Annotated in this window: 13 protein-coding genes, 1 other RNA gene and 1 pseudogene; all 15 read left to right on the forward strand. The window is 44.5% G+C overall.

Going from position 1 to position 17,795, the window contains the following annotated elements:
• The first annotated feature begins 4 nt into the window (after nucleotides 1-4).
• Complete coding sequence (gene purF / locus RUMTOR_RS01890) at nucleotides 5-1,420, forward strand: amidophosphoribosyltransferase (protein WP_004845346.1); 1,416 nt, start codon at nucleotides 5-7, stop codon at nucleotides 1,418-1,420.
• A gap of 5 nt (nucleotides 1,421-1,425) precedes the next feature.
• Nucleotides 1,426-2,526, forward strand: a complete 1,101-nt coding sequence (gene carA / locus RUMTOR_RS01895) for a glutamine-hydrolyzing carbamoyl-phosphate synthase small subunit (RefSeq protein ID WP_004845347.1) — start codon at nucleotides 1,426-1,428, stop codon at nucleotides 2,524-2,526.
• Nucleotides 2,510-5,689 (forward strand): carbamoyl-phosphate synthase large subunit, encoded by a 3,180-nt coding sequence (gene carB / locus RUMTOR_RS01900; protein WP_004845348.1) that lies wholly within the window; start codon nucleotides 2,510-2,512, stop codon nucleotides 5,687-5,689. The genes carA and carB overlap by 17 nt, the downstream gene beginning before the upstream one ends.
• A gap of 24 nt (nucleotides 5,690-5,713) precedes the next feature.
• Nucleotides 5,714-6,904: an LL-diaminopimelate aminotransferase gene (locus RUMTOR_RS01905; protein WP_004845349.1), complete on the forward strand. Its 1,191-nt coding sequence runs from the start codon at nucleotides 5,714-5,716 to the stop codon at nucleotides 6,902-6,904.
• A gap of 212 nt (nucleotides 6,905-7,116) precedes the next feature.
• Nucleotides 7,117-7,358, forward strand: a pseudogene (gene pstB, locus RUMTOR_RS13870) (phosphate ABC transporter ATP-binding protein); the annotation flags it as partial.
• 3 nt (nucleotides 7,359-7,361) lie between these two features.
• Nucleotides 7,362-8,030: a phosphate signaling complex protein PhoU gene (gene phoU / locus RUMTOR_RS01910; protein WP_004845350.1), complete on the forward strand. Its 669-nt coding sequence runs from the start codon at nucleotides 7,362-7,364 to the stop codon at nucleotides 8,028-8,030.
• A 31-nt stretch (nucleotides 8,031-8,061) separates the two neighbouring features.
• Complete coding sequence (locus RUMTOR_RS01915; protein WP_004845351.1) at nucleotides 8,062-8,736, forward strand: winged helix-turn-helix domain-containing protein; 675 nt, start codon at nucleotides 8,062-8,064, stop codon at nucleotides 8,734-8,736.
• The gene (locus RUMTOR_RS01920; protein WP_004845352.1) at nucleotides 8,733-10,067 is read left to right on the forward strand and encodes a sensor histidine kinase; all 1,335 of its coding nucleotides are present in this window, start codon (nucleotides 8,733-8,735) and stop codon (nucleotides 10,065-10,067) included. The genes RUMTOR_RS01915 and RUMTOR_RS01920 overlap by 4 nt, the downstream gene beginning before the upstream one ends.
• 156 nt (nucleotides 10,068-10,223) lie before the next feature.
• Nucleotides 10,224-10,592: a GntR family transcriptional regulator gene (locus RUMTOR_RS01925; RefSeq protein ID WP_004845353.1), complete on the forward strand. Its 369-nt coding sequence runs from the start codon at nucleotides 10,224-10,226 to the stop codon at nucleotides 10,590-10,592.
• Nucleotides 10,593-10,638: 46 nt separating this feature from the next.
• Nucleotides 10,639-13,083, forward strand: coding sequence for an ATP-dependent Clp protease ATP-binding subunit (locus tag RUMTOR_RS01930; RefSeq protein ID WP_004845354.1), 2,445 nt, complete (start codon nucleotides 10,639-10,641; stop codon nucleotides 13,081-13,083).
• A 122-nt stretch (nucleotides 13,084-13,205) separates the two neighbouring features.
• Entirely contained in the window at nucleotides 13,206-13,619 is a 414-nt protein-coding gene (locus tag RUMTOR_RS01935; RefSeq protein ID WP_009243168.1) for a hypothetical protein, read from the forward strand.
• Nucleotides 13,620-13,792: 173 nt separating this feature from the next.
• The gene (radA, locus tag RUMTOR_RS01940) at nucleotides 13,793-15,169 is read left to right on the forward strand and encodes a DNA repair protein RadA (protein WP_004845356.1); all 1,377 of its coding nucleotides are present in this window, start codon (nucleotides 13,793-13,795) and stop codon (nucleotides 15,167-15,169) included.
• A 165-nt stretch (nucleotides 15,170-15,334) separates the two neighbouring features.
• A non-coding RNA gene (gene ssrS, locus RUMTOR_RS12625) (6S RNA) lies at nucleotides 15,335-15,513 on the forward strand.
• A 203-nt stretch (nucleotides 15,514-15,716) separates the two neighbouring features.
• The gene (locus tag RUMTOR_RS01945; protein WP_082241024.1) at nucleotides 15,717-16,550 is read left to right on the forward strand and encodes a YihY/virulence factor BrkB family protein; all 834 of its coding nucleotides are present in this window, start codon (nucleotides 15,717-15,719) and stop codon (nucleotides 16,548-16,550) included.
• 46 nt (nucleotides 16,551-16,596) lie between these two features.
• The gene (locus RUMTOR_RS01950) at nucleotides 16,597-17,754 is read left to right on the forward strand and encodes a glycosyl hydrolase family 18 protein (protein ID WP_009243166.1); all 1,158 of its coding nucleotides are present in this window, start codon (nucleotides 16,597-16,599) and stop codon (nucleotides 17,752-17,754) included.
• Nucleotides 17,755-17,795: the final 41 nt, after the last annotated feature.

A 17,795-nucleotide genomic window follows, 5' to 3' on the forward strand; every position in this document is an offset into this window, starting at 1 on the left:
AGATATGGCGATTCATGAAGAATGCGGCGTGTTCGGAATTTTAAGCAGAAAAAGAGAACGTCTTGGGAAACTGGTTTATTATGGACTCTATGCACTTCAGCACAGAGGGCAGGAAAGCTGCGGCATTGTTGTAAATGACGATGGCGTCTTTTCGTCGTATAAGGATTTGGGGCTTGTAAGCGAAGTATTTTCTGAGGATACTCTGGCACATCTTTCGGAAGGAAATATGGCCGTGGGACATGTGCGGTACGGAACGACAGGAAGAAATAATCGAAAGAATTGTCAGCCTATAGAGGTGAACCATCAGAAAGGGAAAATGGCGCTGGCACATAATGGAAATTTAAGCAATGCGTTAGAGCTTCGTGATAAATTGGAATTATCAGGAGCAATTTTCCATACAACCAGCGATACAGAAACGATTGCGTATATGATTACAAGAGAAAGGCTTACTGCGCCTAGTATCGAGGAGGCGGTAAGCCGCGCCATGACTTCTTTGGAAGGAGCATATTCTCTTATATTAATGTCTTCTGCTAAAATGATCGCAGTGAGAGATCCGTATGGATTCCGTCCCCTTTGTTACGGGAAAATGCCGGACGGCTCCTATGTGATTGCCTCGGAAAGCTGCGCCCTGACATCTGTAGGCGCGGAACTGATCAGGGATCTTCTTCCGGGAGAGATCCTGGTATTTAGCGAAGAAGGCGTCGAGTCGCGCCGGGAACACTGCGGCACGCAGAAACAGAAGACCTGTATATTTGAATATATTTATTTTGCAAGACCGGACTCTGTCATTGATAAGATCTCTGTATCAGCAGCAAGAATTCAGGCTGGGAAACTATTAGCACAGACAAAACCGGTCAAGGCGGATATTGTAATCGGCGTTCCGGACAGCGGTCTGGACGCGGCGCTTGGATTTTCTGAAGTTTCAGGAATTCCTTATGGAATCGGACTTGTCAAGAACAAATACATTGGAAGAACTTTTATATCTCCCGGTCAAAAAGAACGGATCGATCTGGTGCGGATGAAGTTGAGTCCGATCCCATCGGTTATTCAGGGAAAACGAGTAGTTTTAATTGATGATTCCATTGTAAGAGGAACTACAAGCAGACAGCTTGTAAGTCTTTTAAGAGAGGCAGGCGCAAAAGAGATCCATCTAAGAATCTCTGCACCTCCGTTTCTGCATCCGTGTTATTATGGTACAGACATCGATTCGGAAGAAAATCTTATTGCATCCCACCATGGAGAAAAAGAGGTCGCCACGCTCATCGGGGCGGATTCACTTGGCTATCTTCCGTTGGAATGCCTTCATGAACTGACAGGAACGCATTCATATTGTGACGCTTGTTTTAGCGGGAAATACGCGACTGAAATTCCCACAGATGTCCGAAAGGACCGATTTGAACAAAAATTATCCGAGAGGTGAAACAAATGGAAAAATGGAATAAGAAGCTTCTTCTGGAAGACGGAAGTCAATTTTATGGCTATGGGTTTGGCAGTCAGGAAGAGAAAATAACGGAAATAGTATTTAATACGGCGCCGGTTGGGTATCAGGAGATCCTTTCTGATCCATCCTACACATATCAGACCGTTGTTATGGCATATCCGTTGATCGGAAATTACGGGATTGCAAAAGAAGACTTTGAGACAAAACAACCTTCCATCGGCGGGCTTGCCGTGAGAGATTATAATGATATTCCTTCCAATTTCCGCAGCGCCGCCACGCTGGACGAGGTGATGAAACAGTATCATATTCCCGGTATTTACGGCATTGATACGAGAAAACTGGTAAGAAAGATCCGGGATTTCGGAAGTTGTAAGGCGCTGCTTACAGATGCGCAGACATCGCCGGAAGAAGGATTGAAAAAACTGGCAGGATTTGAGATTCCGAAAGATGCCGTAGAAAAGGTCAGTTCTAAAGAAATAAGATACTGTGCCGCCAAACAGGAAAATTATCTTGTGGCGGCCATTGATTGCGGAATAAAAGAAAATATTATACGAAGTTTAAATGCAAGAGGCTGCAGCGTCATGGTATATCCATGGAACACTTCTTATGAAGAAATTCAAAAACAAAACCCGGACGGCGTCTTTTTGTCTAATGGACCGGGCAATCCGAAGGATGTAAAGCCGGTTCTGGAACTGGTACGGAAAATAAGAGGAAACTTTCCATTATTTGGAATATGCCTTGGACATCAGATGATCGGGCTTGCCTATGGCGCGGGGACTTATAAGTTGAAATTCGGACACCGGGGAGGAAACCATCCGGTAAAAAACTTAAAAACCGGGAAAATAGAAATCACGTCCCAGAATCATTCTTATGCTGTAGATTATGCCAGTCTGAAAAATACCGATCTGGAGATGACCCATATCAATCTGCTGGATCATACAGTAGAAGGAATTGCCTGCAGAAAAGATCATGTTTTCAGCGTCCAGTATCATCCGGAAAGCGCTCCCGGACCTCAGGACAGCGGGTATTTGTTTGATCAATTTATACAGATGATGGAGGAAAACAAACATGGCAAAGCGAACTGATATAAAGAAAATACTGGTTATTGGTTCTGGTCCTATTGTAATCGGACAGGCAGCGGAATTTGATTATGCGGGAACACAGGCATGTCTTGCGCTGAAAGAAGAGGGGTATGAAGTAATCCTGTGCAATTCCAATCCGGCGACTATAATGACAGACCCTGCCATTGCAGATAAAGTTTATATGGAGCCTCTTACATTGGAATATATGGCAAAAATCGTCCGCCATGAGCGTCCGGACGCCATAGTACCCGGAATCGGAGGGCAGACAGGACTGAATCTTGCAATGCAGCTCGAGAAAAAAGGAGTTTTGAAAGAATGTCAGACAGAACTGCTTGGAACTGGAAGTGAAAGCATCCGGCAGGCAGAAGACAGAGAACTGTTTAAAGAATTGTGCGAAAAATTAGGAGAACCGGTACTGCCGTCCCTTGTCGCCAATACAGCAGAAGAAGCCCTTCAGGCGGCAAAGACCATCGGTTATCCGGTAGTTCTGCGTCCGGCTTTTACTCTGGGCGGAACCGGGGGAGGGTTTGCAGACGATGAACAGGAATTTCTGGGGCTTATTCATAATGCGCTTGCCTTGTCGCCGGTTCATCAGGTATTGGTTGAAAAAAGCATTAAAGGTTTTAAAGAAATTGAATATGAAGTCATTCGTGATTCTAATGATACGGCAATTACGGTGTGCAACATGGAAAATCTGGATCCGGTAGGAATCCATACAGGAGATTCGATCGTAGTCTGCCCATCCCAAACCTTGACGAATAAGGAATACCAGATGCTGCGAGACAGTGCGCTAAGGCTGATCCGGGCTCTTAGGGTGGAAGGGGGATGCAATGTACAGTTCGCACTGGATCCTCATTCTTTCCGGTACTACGTTATCGAAGTGAACCCACGTGTTTCCCGTTCTTCTGCACTGGCGTCAAAAGCAAGCGGATATCCCATTGCCAGAGTGTCTGCAAAAATCAGCGTAGGTATGACTCTGGACGAGATCCCCCTTGTAAACACCCCTGCTTCCTTTGAGCCTGCCTTAGATTATGTAGTAACGAAAATGCCTCGTTTTCCGTTTGATAAGTTTGCAGATGCCAATCAAAAGTTAGGCACGCAGATGAAAGCGACCGGAGAGGTGATGAGCATTGGACGAACATTTGAAGAAAGTCTGTTAAAGGCGATCCGTTCCCTGGAAACGGGAGTATTTCATCTATATATGGAGAAATTCGATGAAAAGACAAGGGAAGAGCTTCTTTCCTATATAAAAGCAGGAACGGACGACAGGATCTTTGCCGTTGCACAATTATTAAGACTTGGCTGCAATGTTCAGCAAATTGCTTTTGAAACAAAGATTGACGGCTTTTTCCTGGAAAAAATGAAGAAAATCATAGAAATGGAAAATATGTTAAAAGCAAATCCATGGAACAGGGACGTCCTGCATGAGGCAAAAAGAGGAGGATTTTCCGATCGCGCTGTGGCATGGCTCTGGAATACAGACGAAGATACTGTCTTTCGCATTAGAAAAGAAATGCATCTGTTCCCGGTTTATAAAATGATCGACACCTGCGCTTCTGAATTTGACAGTTATGTCCCTTATTTTTATTCTACTTACGAAGAAGAAAACGAATCGATAGCAGAGGACAGAAAAAAAATTCTGGTGCTTGGATCAGGTCCTATCCGAATCGGTCAGGGCGTAGAGTTTGATTATTCGACAGTTCATGCCGTAAAAACAATACGCAATGCCGGATATGAGGCCATTGTGATCAACAATAATCCGGAAACAGTTTCTACGGATTATACGACTTCCGATAAGCTGTATTTTGAACCTCTCTGTGTCGAAGACGTGATGAACGTAATTGAACTGGAGCGGCCGGATGGCGTAATCGCCTCGCTGGGAGGGCAGACTGCCGTGAATCTGGCAGAGCCTCTGGAATCCAGAGGCGTAACGATCATCGGAACAGACTGCGAGGCGATCGAAAAGGCAGAGAACAGGGAGTCCTTTGAGAAGCTTTTGGCCGCGCTTTCTATTCCGCAGCCCAAAGGTCAGGCTGTAACGAATATTGAAGATGGTGTAAAGGCGGCAGCTGCAATAGGCTATCCTGTGCTGGTACGTCCGAGCTTTGTATTAGGCGGAAGAGCCATGCAGATCGTGGCAAAAGAAGAACAACTGCGGCAATATCTGAAAACGGCGGTGGAGATCAATGAAGAAAAACCGGTATTAGTGGATCATTATATCAGAGGAAAAGAAGTGGAGATCGACGGAATCTGCGACGGTCAGGATGTATTTGTGCCCGGCATCATGGAACTGGTGGAGAGAACCGGCGTACATTCCGGCGATTCCATCAGTGTGTATCCGAGTTACAGCATTTCAGACCATGTAAAAGAAGTGATTCTGGATTATACAAGAAGATTAGGTCTTGGAATCGGAATCAGAGGATTGTTTAATATTCAGTTTATTGTGGATCAGGAGGAAAACGTGTATATTATAGAAGTAAATCCACGCTCATCCAGAACCGTTCCGTTTTTATCAAAAGCCACAGGTTATTCTCTGGCGGATATTGCGACAAGAGTGATTCTTGGCATCAGCCTGAAAGAGCAGGGCATCGACACATGTTATCCGGAAGAAAAGAGTTTCTGGTATGTAAAAGCGCCCGCGTTTTCTTTTGCTAAGTTAAATGGAATGGATGCGTATCTGTCCCCTGAGATGAAATCAACAGGAGAAGCCATAGGATACGATCGAAAATTTCCTCGAGCCATGTATAAAGCCTTAATCGCTTCCGGTGTGAAAATGCAGAACTACGGAACGGTCATGGTAACTCTGGCTGATGAAGATAAAGAAGAGGCGCTGCCTCTTATTCGACGGTTTTATGAAATGGGATTCAATATAGAGGCAACAGTCGGAACCGGAGAGTTTCTGAAAGCGCATGGGATTCGCACTCGTATCCGCAGAAAGCTTAGTGAAAACAGCACCGAAATTCTGGAAGCGATAAGATCCGGCTATGTAAGCTATGTCATTAACACAAGAGCCATTTTATCCGGCGTTCATTATGAAGACGGACTGGCGATCAGAAGGACAGCCATCGAAAACAACGTAACGATGTTTACCTCTTTGGATACCGTAAAGGTACTTCTGGACGTGCTGGAAGAAATTACCATAGGTGTTTCGCCTCTTTACGCATAAAAACAAAAAAAGGAGAACTGCAGAATGATACCAAATATGAATTATCAAAATTTAAAAGAATCTTATTTGTTTTATAATATCGCCCAGAAAACAAAAGCTTATCTGGAAGCACATCCGGGAGCGCATCTCTATAGAATGGGAATTGGCGACGTTTCTCTGCCGCTTTGCGATGCCGTTATCCAAAAACTTCATGAGGCAGTAGAAGATCAGGCTCATAAAACAACCTTTCATGGATATATGCCGGAATGCGGAGATACGGAACTTCGGACAACCATTGCGGCATACTATCAAAAAAGAGGAGTAAAATTAAGCCATGAGGAAGTCTTTGTCTCCAGCGGGGCAAGTGATGAGCTGGGAGATATTTTGGATTTGTTCGGAAAAGAAAAGACAGTGCTGATCATGGAACCGGCTTATCCTGCTTATGTGGATGCGAACGTGATTGCCGGAAACACGATTATCCATATTCCGGCGGGAGAAGAGAACGGATTTGTTCCTGTGCCGGATCCGGACATTGCGGCAGACGTGATCTACATCTGCTCTCCGAATAATCCAACCGGCGCTGTATTTGACCGGGAGGCATTACAGGCATGGGTGGATTATGCCAACAAAATGAATGCCATCATCCTGTTTGATGCCGCATATGAGGCATTTATTGAAGAAGATGACATCCCCCACAGTATTTTTGAAATCCCGGAAGCGAGAACCTGTGCCATTGAAATTTGCTCTTTGTCTAAGACCGCGGGCTTTACAGGAACACGCTGCGGATATACAGTCATTCCAAAAGAACTGTTTCGCGGCGGAATGAGTCTGAACCAGATGTGGGTAAGAAACCGGACGACGAAAACAAACGGTGTATCTTATCTTATCCAAAAAGGAGCTTCGGCTGTATTTACGGAAGAAGGACAGCGGCAGATTCGGGAGGGGATTCAAATCTATAAAAAGAATGGAAGATGTCTGACGGAAGTACTGGATCGGCTCGGCATCTGGTACTGCGGAGGGAAAAACGCTCCTTATATTTGGATGAAATGCCCGAATGGAATGGGAAGCTGGGAGTTTTTTGATTACCTGCTTAATGAAATCCAGGTAGTGGGAACGCCCGGAGAAGGGTTTGGAGCGTGCGGCGAGGGATATTTCCGTTTCTCTACTTTCGGGTCGCCGGAAGATACGAAAGAGGCGGCTGGAAGGCTGGAACTGCTTCTTCAGAAACTGCTTTGATTTCGGGCCGTCATGAACCTGCCTGTAAGGGAGCGCGGTTTTAATCTTATAAATTTTACTTTGATTTAACAATGAAGCGCTAGTCGATTTTACATGTTTTTTATACAATGATATCACAGCGGTAAAATGTAATGTTGTGAAAATGAAGAAAAGATGATATGCCGTACATCCGGTATTTACAATGAGATGAGGAAATTTTGCCTAAAACGTAGGACGAGCGGACATCGGCTCTCTTTTCGGTCTTCATATCAAAGACTGAAGAGCTTGCGATGGAGCTGAAAAAAGATTATACTATTGCCATAGTTACATATAATATGCAGCAGGCAGTGCGCATGTCTGCCAATACGGCGTTTTTCCTTCTCGGAGAAGTGTGGAATGCAACAATACAGAAAAACTGTTTTCAATACCGTCAGATAAAAGAACGGAAGACTATATCACAGGGAGGTTTGGTTAAGCTATGCGTAACAGATTTGACAGACAGCTTCATTTATTGGACGAGCAGCTTACCCATATGGGCGAGTTGTGCGAGACTGCGATTGCAAAAGCAACGCAGGCATTGAAGGACGGAAGCATTGAACAGGCAAAAGTGATCATTGCCGAGGATGAGGAGATTGATCAGATTGAAAAAGATATTGAACGTCTCTGTCTGAAACTTCTCCTTCAGCAGCAGCCCGTGGCAAAGGATCTTCGCAGGATTTCTGCGGCTCTGAAAATGATCACAGATATGGAACGTATCGGAGATCAGACATCGGATATTGCAGAGATCATTTTGTCGTCAAAAGGAGTTGCGGCTACAGATGAGATCCATGTAATCGGTACGATGGCATCTGAGGTGAGCAAGATGGTCCGCACCAGCGTCACGGCATATGTTGAGAAAGATTTAGAGCTTGCACGCAGCGTGATGAAGGCGGACGATGAGATCGATCAGTATTTCGAGGAAGTGCGGGATGAGATGATCGAGTTTATAAGAGAAGAAAAAGGCGAGAACGGGAAACGCATTTTTGATCTGATCATGGTGACAAAATATCTGGAACGTATCGGAGATCATGCGACGAATATTGCCGAATGGGTAGAATTTTCCATTACGGGAGTGCATAAGGATCATGCGATCATACATGCGGAATAATGAACAAAACAAGTAAAGGAGAACTGGAAGAATGATATATTGCGTGGAAGATGACGACAATATCAGAGAACTGGTCATATATACATTGGAGACAACGGGGCTTAAAGCCAGAGGGTTTGCGGATGGTTCGGCCTTTACGGAGGCTCTGGCGTTTGAAACGCCGGAGCTTATTTTGCTTGATATCATGCTTCCGGGAGAAGACGGTCTGGAGATATTAAAAAAATTAAAATGTTCGTCCAAGACGAAAAGTATTCCGGTGATTATGGTAACTGCAAAAGGATCGGAATATGATAAAGTGATCGGTCTGGATTCGGGAGCGGACGATTATGTGACAAAACCGTTTGGGATGATGGAGCTTGTTTCCCGCATCAAGGCGGTTCTTCGCAGAAGCAAAGGATCGCAGGAAAGGGAAAATCCGGAAATACAAGGAGTTCATATTGATGTGAAGAAACATGAAGTGACCGTAGATGGACGGACAGTACCTCTTACATTAAAAGAATTTGAACTGCTTGAAAAGCTGATGAGAAACGAAGGAATTGTTTTGACAAGAGATCAGTTGCTTACAGAAATATGGGGATATGATTTTGACGGAGAAACAAGAACTGTTGATGTACATATCAGGACGCTTAGACAAAAGCTGGGTGAAAAGGGAGAAATCATTCAGACAGTACGCGGAGTCGGGTATCGCATAGGAGGAAGCGCATGAGTATAAAGAAAAAAATCCAGCAAAGCATGACTGTGATTTTGACGGTAACTCTTGTGCTTGCTTATGTGATCCTTTCGGTTATCCTTTATAATCGGAATATGAATCTGCTTCAGACAGAAGTAAAACAGGAAGCGGCATATATTCGTGAAGCGATCAATTTGTCTGACAGCGATTATATGAAACAGATGGATAATGTTGTGGAAAGCACAAGGGTGACGCAGATCAAAGCAGACGGAACGGTTCTCTATGATTCACGCAGAGATGCAGACATCCTTAAAAACCACGGAAACCGAAAAGAAGTCAGAGAAGCTCTTTCTAAAGGAGAAGGGGCAGACGTAAGAAAGTCAGAAACGGTAGGGAAGGATATGTATTATTATGCTCTTCTTCTCAACGACGGAACGGTGCTGCGCGTATCCAAGTCGATTGATAATCTGGCAAGTACCGCAGTCAGTCTAATGCCGGTGATGGGAATTCTTGCCGTACTGACAATATTGTTCGCTTTCGCTTTGGCAAGATGGCAGACAAATCGATTGATCAAACCGATCAATGAACTTGATCTGGAACGTCCATTGGACAGTGATATTTATGAGGAATTAAGTCCTTTGCTGGAGGCGATGGACCGGCAGAACAGAGAAAAAGAAGCGGTTGCGAATATGAGGAAAGAGTTTTCCGCAAATGTATCTCACGAACTGAAAACGCCGCTTACGTCGATTTCCGGCTATGCGGAAATCATGAAAAACGGATTGGTCCGTCCGGAAGATATTTCCGGTTTTTCGGAACGCATCTACAAAGAGGCGCGCAGACTGATCACCCTGATCGAAGATATTATTAAATTATCAAAGCTTGATGAAGAATCTGTGGAATTGGAAAAAGAAGATGTGGATCTGTATGAACTGACGAGGGAGATTGTCAGTCGTCTTTCGCCGCAGGCGGCACAGAAAAATATTCGGATCGAACTTTCGGGAGAATCTGTTCATTATCATGGAATCCGGCAGATATTAGATGAAATGGTTTATAATGTCTGCGAAAATGCAGTAAAATATAACTATGAAAACGGAAAAGTTTCGGTTTGGGCGGGAAATACGTTGAATGGACCGAAAATCAGTGTGTCAGATACAGGTATAGGAATTCCGAAAGAACATCAGGAACGCATATTTGAGCGGTTTTACCGAGTCGATAAAAGTCATTCAAAAGAGCGCGGAGGAACGGGACTCGGACTTTCGATCGTCAAGCACGGAGCGCTTCTGCATGGGGCGAAGGTCAGTGTGGAAAGTGAAGAAGGAAGAGGAACGAAGATCAGTATGCAGTTTCCGCGAATTTGTCAGAAATAAATAGGAACACCGATAAAACATAAAGGGTCTGGTATCAGGCTCTTTTTTGTTCTCTTAAGAAGCTTGAAAAATCCATCAGAAAAAGTTTAATTAAAAGTTTGAAAAATTATAAGATTGTGCTATTATACATATAACAAATTCCGAAAGGAGAAAGATATGATCATAGAAGTTGATTTTAACAGTGATGAAGCGATTTATATTCAGCTTTGTAATCAGATCATCATGGGGATCGCTACATCGGTCATTCATGAAGGAGATTCACTTCCGTCGGTGCGGCGTCTTGCGGATACGATCGGCGTCAACATGCACACGGTAAACAAAGCATATAGTGTACTGAAGCGGGAAGGCTATATCAGTCTTGACAAGCGAAGAGGAGCTGTAATTTCTCTTGATATTGATAAGTTAGAGGAACTGCAGGTGATGAAAAGACAGCTTCAGATCGTTCTTGCAAGAGGCTGTTGTAAAAATATTTCGAGGCAGGAAGTGCATGAACTGGTAGATGAGATATTCGATGATTATGAATAATTTGTTTTAGCAGATTTGAAAGCAAAATAACCGACAGGAGGAACTTATGCATATTTCATATACAAAACAGGCGGCAAATGCAGTCAGATATGCTGCGAAGAAAGCAAAGGAGATGAAGCATCCTTACATAGGTACGGAACATCTGCTTCTCGGACTGCGGGAGGAGTTTTCGGGGGTTGCGGGACAGGTGCTTGCGCAAAACGGCGTTGAGACAGAAAAGATCATGCAGCTTATGGATGAACTGATCGCTCCCCGGGAGGAGATGCCCGCATCGCAGAAACCGAAAGAAAGTCCAAGGCTTCGCTATATCCTCGCGAACAGTGAGAAGGAAGCGCATCGTCTCCGTACAGCCGAGGTCGGAACGGAGCACTTGCTTTTGTCGATGATACGGGATGTGGACTGCGTCGCCGCAAGAATTTTGATCACGCTGAATATCAGCCTTCAAAAACTTTTAAAAGATATTTTAAATGCATCGGGAGTCGATCCGAAAGATTATCAGGATGAACTTCAGGACGAGTCGAGAGGAAGCGGCTCTGTGATCGAGCAGTATTGTACAGATATGACGGCTCGGGCAGAGGAGGGAAAACAAGATCCCGTTGTAGGCAGGGAAGAGGAGATGTATCGCCTTATGCAGGTGTTAAGCCGCAGGACGAAAAACAATCCCTGTCTGATCGGAGAGCCGGGAGTAGGAAAAACGGCGGTTGTGGAAGGTCTGGCGCAGCGTATCGCGGCAGGCGTTGTTCCGGAAAAAATGAAAGATAAGCGGATTTATACGCTTGATCTTCCGGGAATGATCGCAGGGTCTAAATACCGGGGTGAATTTGAAGAACGTATGAAAGGTCTGATCTCGGAAGTAGAGTCCAACGGAAATATTATTTTGTTTCTTGACGAGATCCACACAATGATCGGAGCGGGAGGAGCAGAAGGGGCGATCGATGCATCCGGCATCTTAAAACCGTCTCTTGCAAGAGGGGAACTTCAGTTGATCGGAGCGACGACGATCACGGAATACCGGAAATATATCGAGAAAGATGCGGCTCTGGAGCGGCGTTTTCAGCCGGTATCGGTAGAAGAACCTTCGAAAGAACAGTGTCTTGAGATATTGAAAGGGTTGAAAGGAAGATACGAATCGCATCATAAGGTGCTGATTAGAGACGAGGCGCTGGAAGCGGCAGTTTCGATGTCCGAGCGGTACATTACGGATCGTAACCTTCCCGATAAAGCAATAGATGTGCTTGACGAGTCATGTTCAAAAGTCAGTCTGAAAGGATATAAAGTACCGGAAAACCTGACGGCTTTGGATCTTCGCCTGAAAGAACTGGAAAAGCAAAAAGAAGAGAGTATTAAAAACGGTTGTTTTGAAGAGGCTTCGCTTTTACAGAAAGAGCAGGAGGAGGCAGAGAAAAAATCGGAGCAGCTAAAAAAACGTTTTCAGAAAAAAACATCTTCTTCTCAGCCGGAAGTGACAGAAGAAGATATAGCGGAAGTTGTTTCCGCATGGACAAAGATCCCGGTTCAAAAACTTGCGGAAAGCGATACGGATCGTCTTAAGAAACTGGAAAGTGTCCTCCACCAGAGGGTCATCGGTCAGGAGGAAGCTGTGAAAGCAGTTGCCCGTGCGGTAAAGAGGGGGCGTGTAGGATTGAAAGACCCGAAACGCCCGATCGGTTCGTTTCTGTTTTTAGGACCTACAGGCGTCGGAAAAACAGAGTTGTCGAAAGCGCTTGCCGAAGCGATGTTCGGCAATGAAGAATCGATGATCCGTGTTGATATGTCCGAATATATGGAGAAACATTCCGTCTCTAAAATGATCGGATCTCCGCCGGGATATGTCGGACATGAAGAAGGCGGTCAGCTCAGCGATCAGGTGCGTACACATCCTTATTCGGTACTTTTGTTTGATGAGATCGAAAAGGCGCATCCCGATGTGTTTAATATTCTTTTGCAAGTATTGGACGACGGACATATTACGGACTCCAAAGGGCGGAAGATAGATTTTTCCAATACCGTTATCATTATGACATCAAACGCGGGAGCAAAAGCGATCATAGAACCTAAGAAGCTTGGATTTGCGGCAAAAGATGATCCTGCAGGCGATTATAAGCGTATGAAACAAAACGTGATGGATGAAGTAAAACAGATCTTTAGACCGGAGTTTTTAAACCGTATTGATGAGATCATCGTATTCCATGCTCTCGAGAAAACGCATATGAAAAAGATTGTTACGCTTATGTGCCGGGATTTTACAAAAAGGATCGAAGATCAGATGGATATCCGCCTGACTTTACGGGAGTCGGCAAAAGCGCTTATTGCGGAAAAAGGAACGGATGCAAAATATGGCGCAAGACCTCTTCGCCGCGCTCTGCAGACAGAATTGGAAGACAAACTTGCGGAAGCGATCCTGAACGGAGAAGTGAAGCGGGGAGACTGCATTGAGGCGGGAACTGTGAAAAAAGAGATTCGCTTCATTCGGAAAGAAGATCGTTTATAGGAGTAGAAAAATCAAATATTTTATATTATAATGGTACAAAGGTCAAAGGAATGCGAAAGACAATGATTTACACAAAACATATCCTGTGATCACATTGTGAAATACTTAGGAGGAAAATGAAGATGGCAGCAGTGAAGGAATTATTGCGCGCGGAGAATGACGGAAGTCTCAGTTTCGGAGACTACACTCTTTCGGAAAAAACGAAGAAAGATAATTATGAATTTGAAGGTGATATTTATAAAGTAAAAACCTTTTCGGAAATTACAAAACTTGAGAGGAACGGAATGTTCGTTTATGAATCTGTTCCGGGAAGCGCAGTGGAAGGTTTTAAAGAGACGGATTCAGAAGTTGCGTTTTCTGTTTCCGCAAAGGGAGACGTTCAGTTTACTTTGGAATTAGAGCCGGAATGTGAGTATGAAGTATTTATTGACGGCGAGTCCGCAGGAAAGATGCGTACGAATTTAAGTGGAAAACTCAGTGTCAGCGTGGAACTTTCAGAAGGACAGGAAGCGACAATGAGAGTTGTAAAATGTTAATATATTAACTGAAAAGTTTACAAATACTTAAATTGATTTCGGGGTGGATGCTATATCCACCCCGTTTGTCTGTAGGCAGATCTTATGCTGAGAGGCGTTTAGAATCTGTCTTTTAAGATGGATGTGTCAAATCTGATTGTTTAATGAGTGTTTGATTTTGAGAAGGAGAATGAATGGCAAAAGGAAAGAAAAGTGTGTTTTTCTGTCAGAATTGCGGGCATGAAGAGGCAAAATGGCTCGGTCAGTGTCCGGGATGCGGGGAGTGGAATACATTTGTAGAGGAAAAGATCGGCAGCGGTGTGACGAAAGGCAGTACACAGGGAGCAAAAGCTGTTCGCGAGCTTGTCAGAGAAGCGAAAGTGATCCCGCTTAACGATGTAACGGCTGAAGATGACGTGCGGTGCGCTACAGGCATCAAAGAATTAGACCGCGTGCTCGGAGGAGGGATCGTTCCGGGATCGCTTGTGCTTGTCGGCGGCGATCCCGGTATCGGAAAGTCTACTTTGCTGCTTCAAGTGTGCAGGATTCTGGCCGATAAAAAGAAAGTTTTATACATTTCGGGAGAAGAATCGCAGACGCAGATCAAACTAAGGGCAAACCGTATGGGAAACTTTGCGGACGGATTGTTTCTTTTATGTGAGACGAATCTGGAGATCATAAGAGGAATTCTTGAAAAAGAGCGTCCCGAACTTGTTGTCATTGACTCTATTCAGACGATGTACAGCGAAGAAGTTTCATCCGCTCCCGGAAGTGTGTCGCAAGTAAGAGAATCGACGAATGTATTTATGCAGCTTGCAAAAGGATTATGTATTCCGATTTTCATTGTCGGACATGTGACGAAAGAAGGAACGGTAGCAGGTCCGCGTGTCTTGGAACATATGGTTGATACAGTGCTTTATTTTGAAGGAGACAGACACGCTTCTTACAGAATTTTACGCGCTGTGAAGAATCGTTTCGGATCGACGAATGAGATCGGCGTGTTTGAGATGCGGCAGAGCGGACTTGAGGAAGTGGAAAATCCTTCGGAATATATGTTGAGCGGCAGACCGGAACAGTCTGCGGGATCGGTCGTTGCATGTTCTATGGAAGGAACTCGGCCTATTTTGATCGAGATACAGGCGCTTGTATGCAGGAGTAATTTCGGGATGCCGAGGCGTACGGCTGCCGGAACGGATTATAACAGAGTGAATCTTCTTATGGCAGTGTTGGAAAAACGTCTCGGAATGGCGCTGTCTAATTCGGATGCGTATGTCAATATCGCCGGAGGAATCAGAATGAACGAGCCGGCGATCGATCTTGGTATTGTTATGGCGCTTGTTTCAAGTTACAGAAACCGCCCGGTTGATGAAAAGACGATCGTGTTCGGGGAAGTCGGACTAAGCGGAGAAGTCCGCGCGGTCAATATGCCCGAACAAAGAGTCGCAGAGGCGAAAAAGCTGGGATTCGAGACGTGTATTCTTCCGCAGGTGTGCATGAAAATGGTAAAAGATATCAAAGGAATTCGACTCATCGGGGTAAAAAGCGTAAACGAGGCGGTCGGGATGATATAAGCGCCTGTTCATGAGTAAACCGCTGACGTTAGCTGCGATAAGCACGCAGCGCGGTTTTAGGAATGGCGCGGGCTGAACTGTTATGGCCTGAATTTTTTGAATGGAAAAAATATGCGGTTGTAAAAATAGTATAAGTAGAGTATAATAGCAGTAAGTTAAAAGAGAAATAACCTGAGATGTGCGATAACCTTGTTATTTTGAACCTACATTAGTTTAAACGGGATTCCTATATTTCTGTAATATGTCAGGCCTCCGACAGCAGTGGACGACAGAAAAGCAGATGCGGTTGCCCACCTAGCCGTGGCTAGGACTCAAAATACAGGGAACGGCATTTTGGGGAGTTACAAAAGATAAAGGCGGCCGTCCTGTACGACCGCTTTTTGCAATGGCGATAAGTCGAAGTTTGGGTTTGCCCCGGAGCTTGGCAGCCGTTTACAATCCCGGTACGAGCCTTTGGTGATTCCGGTGATTCAAATGAAATTAAATGGAATTATGATGTGAATATGAAAAAAAGTGGGAAAAGATAAAAAGTCAGATATTTAAAGTTATTATAACGATAAATTCTCATCACACAGGCGCTTATGCAGCACAGGCGGCTTATTTTTTTGTGCTGTCTTTGATCCCCATATTTTTGCTTCTCTTGACGATGGTTCGCTTTACGCCGATAACGATGAGCGAAGTTATGACAGCGGTTTTGAAAGTATTTCCGGAAAGTGTTGCGCCCATGATACGTTCGATCGTATCTCAAGTATATTTTCAGTCAGGAACGATCGTTCCGGTTACGATTGTTGTAGCGCTTTGGTCAGCGGGGAAAGGCGTTCTGTCTGTCACATCGGGATTAAACAGCATCTGTGAGAATATGGAGACGCGTAATTATTTTTATCTGAGGATAAGAGCATCGTTTTATACAGTTATATTCCTATTGGCTATCGTAAGCTCCCTTGTATTATCTGTATTCGGAAACAGGATCAGCGTGATGATATATGAGCACATTCCGTTTTTAAGCAAAGTTGTCGAATTTATTATTCGGATCAGGACGTTTGTTACATTTGTCGTGTTGACTGTTTTTTGGGATCTTGTGTACCGTTTTCTTCCGAACAGGAGAAATATGGCAAAGACAACTCTTCGCAAACAGCTTCCGGGAGCGGTGTTTACGGCATGCGGATGGCTGCTTTTGTCGTTCTTTTTTTCGGTATACCTTGATGTGTTTAAAGGCTTTACAAGTATGTACGGAAGTTTGACGACGATTATTTTGATCATGCTTTGGCTGTATGGATGTATGTACATTATATTGCTGGGCGGAGAGATCAATGCGCTTCTGGAAAAATTTTTGCAGAAACGGGCAGGCAATTTGAAAAAGAAGAAAGAGAAAGAAGTATAATCCCTCGGGCAAAAGCATAGTCTTTTGTTACGGGGGTGATTTATTATTGATCTATGTTGTGGAAAAAGGAGATACGTTGTCCGGCATTGCGGTAAAATTTGGCGTGCCCGTTTGGAAGATCGTTTATGATAATCAGCTAAAAGACAAAAATCAGATCGTGCCCGGGCAGGCGCTTCTTTTGTTGGAAGTTGATGAGGGGCAGGCAGAGGAAAGTACACAGCCTGAATTGGCAAAAGGGAAAACGATCGGCGGATATGCTTATCCTTTTATAGATAAAGAAATTTTAGAACAGTCGTTTCCTGCGTTAAAAGAACTTCTTGTATTTTCTTATGGTTTTACATTTGAAGGGAATCTGGTTCCGCCTTTGCAAGACGATCTTTGGATGATAGAGACCGCATGGCGTCACGGAGCAAAACCGATCATGGTTCTTACGCCGTTTTCGGAAGGAGCTTTTAATAATCAGCTTGTAAAAGTGCTTACGGAAAATGTCGAGGTACAGGAAAGGCTTTTGGAACAGTTGACTGCTGAAGTAAGAAGGCGGGGCTTTGCGGGAGTCAATATTGATTTTGAATATGTTTTGCCTGAAAATAAAGTTCAGTATGCTGCGTTTATCGGGAAAATGAGAGAACTTTTAAGACCGGAAGGATATACGGTATCTGTGGCAGTTCCGCCGAAGGTGTCAAACGAACAGAGAGGGCTTCTTGTAGAAGGGGCGGATTACAGACTGATCGGGGAGAACGCGGATTACGTTTTTTTAATGACTTACGAGTGGGGGTATACGTACGGACCTCCGATGGCTGTCGCACCGCTTGATAAAGTACGTCAAGTTGTCGAGTATGCTCTTAGCCAGATCCCGGCGGAAAAATTGATTTTGGGGATACCAAACTATGGATATGACTGGCAGCTTCCTTATGAGAGAGGAGTTACAAGGGCTCAGACGATCGGAAATGTGCAGGCAGTGGATCTTGCTGTTGAAAACGGCGCGTTGATCCGGTATGCGCAGACTGCCCAAAGTCCGTGGTTTACATATAAGAAAAGCGGCATGGATCATGTTGTCTGGTTTGAAGACGTCAGAAGTATTCAGGCAAAATGGAAACTCGTTCAAGAGTTAGATCTGGCAGGAGCCTGGTATTGGAATTTGATGAGGAAATTTCGGGGCAACTGGCTGATGTTAGAGTCCCCGGATGCAGGAAGAAACACTTGACATGAAGCAGGGGGAAAGGAGTATGATATCAAGAGAAGATA

It is taken from the genome of [Ruminococcus] torques ATCC 27756, from assembly GCF_000153925.1.
Classification (GTDB): Bacteria; Bacillota; Clostridia; order Lachnospirales; family Lachnospiraceae; genus Mediterraneibacter; species Mediterraneibacter torques.

What these genes read in the sequence shown, in the direction of transcription:
- purF (WP_004845346.1), top strand. Translation starts at nt 5, where the DNA reads ATGGCGATTCATGAAGAATGCGGCGTGTTCGGAATTTTAAGCAGAAAA.
- carA (WP_004845347.1), top strand. Translation starts at nt 1,426, where the DNA reads ATGGAAAAATGGAATAAGAAGCTTCTTCTGGAAGACGGAAGTCAATTT.
- carB (WP_004845348.1), top strand. Translation starts at nt 2,510, where the DNA reads ATGGCAAAGCGAACTGATATAAAGAAAATACTGGTTATTGGTTCTGGT.
- RUMTOR_RS01905 (WP_004845349.1), top strand. Translation starts at nt 5,714, where the DNA reads ATGATACCAAATATGAATTATCAAAATTTAAAAGAATCTTATTTGTTT.
- phoU (WP_004845350.1), top strand. Translation starts at nt 7,362, where the DNA reads ATGCGTAACAGATTTGACAGACAGCTTCATTTATTGGACGAGCAGCTT.
- RUMTOR_RS01915 (WP_004845351.1), top strand. Translation starts at nt 8,062, where the DNA reads ATGATATATTGCGTGGAAGATGACGACAATATCAGAGAACTGGTCATA.
- RUMTOR_RS01920 (WP_004845352.1), top strand. Translation starts at nt 8,733, where the DNA reads ATGAGTATAAAGAAAAAAATCCAGCAAAGCATGACTGTGATTTTGACG.
- RUMTOR_RS01925 (WP_004845353.1), top strand. Translation starts at nt 10,224, where the DNA reads ATGATCATAGAAGTTGATTTTAACAGTGATGAAGCGATTTATATTCAG.
- RUMTOR_RS01930 (WP_004845354.1), top strand. Translation starts at nt 10,639, where the DNA reads ATGCATATTTCATATACAAAACAGGCGGCAAATGCAGTCAGATATGCT.
- RUMTOR_RS01935 (WP_009243168.1), top strand. Translation starts at nt 13,206, where the DNA reads ATGGCAGCAGTGAAGGAATTATTGCGCGCGGAGAATGACGGAAGTCTC.
- radA (WP_004845356.1), top strand. Translation starts at nt 13,793, where the DNA reads ATGGCAAAAGGAAAGAAAAGTGTGTTTTTCTGTCAGAATTGCGGGCAT.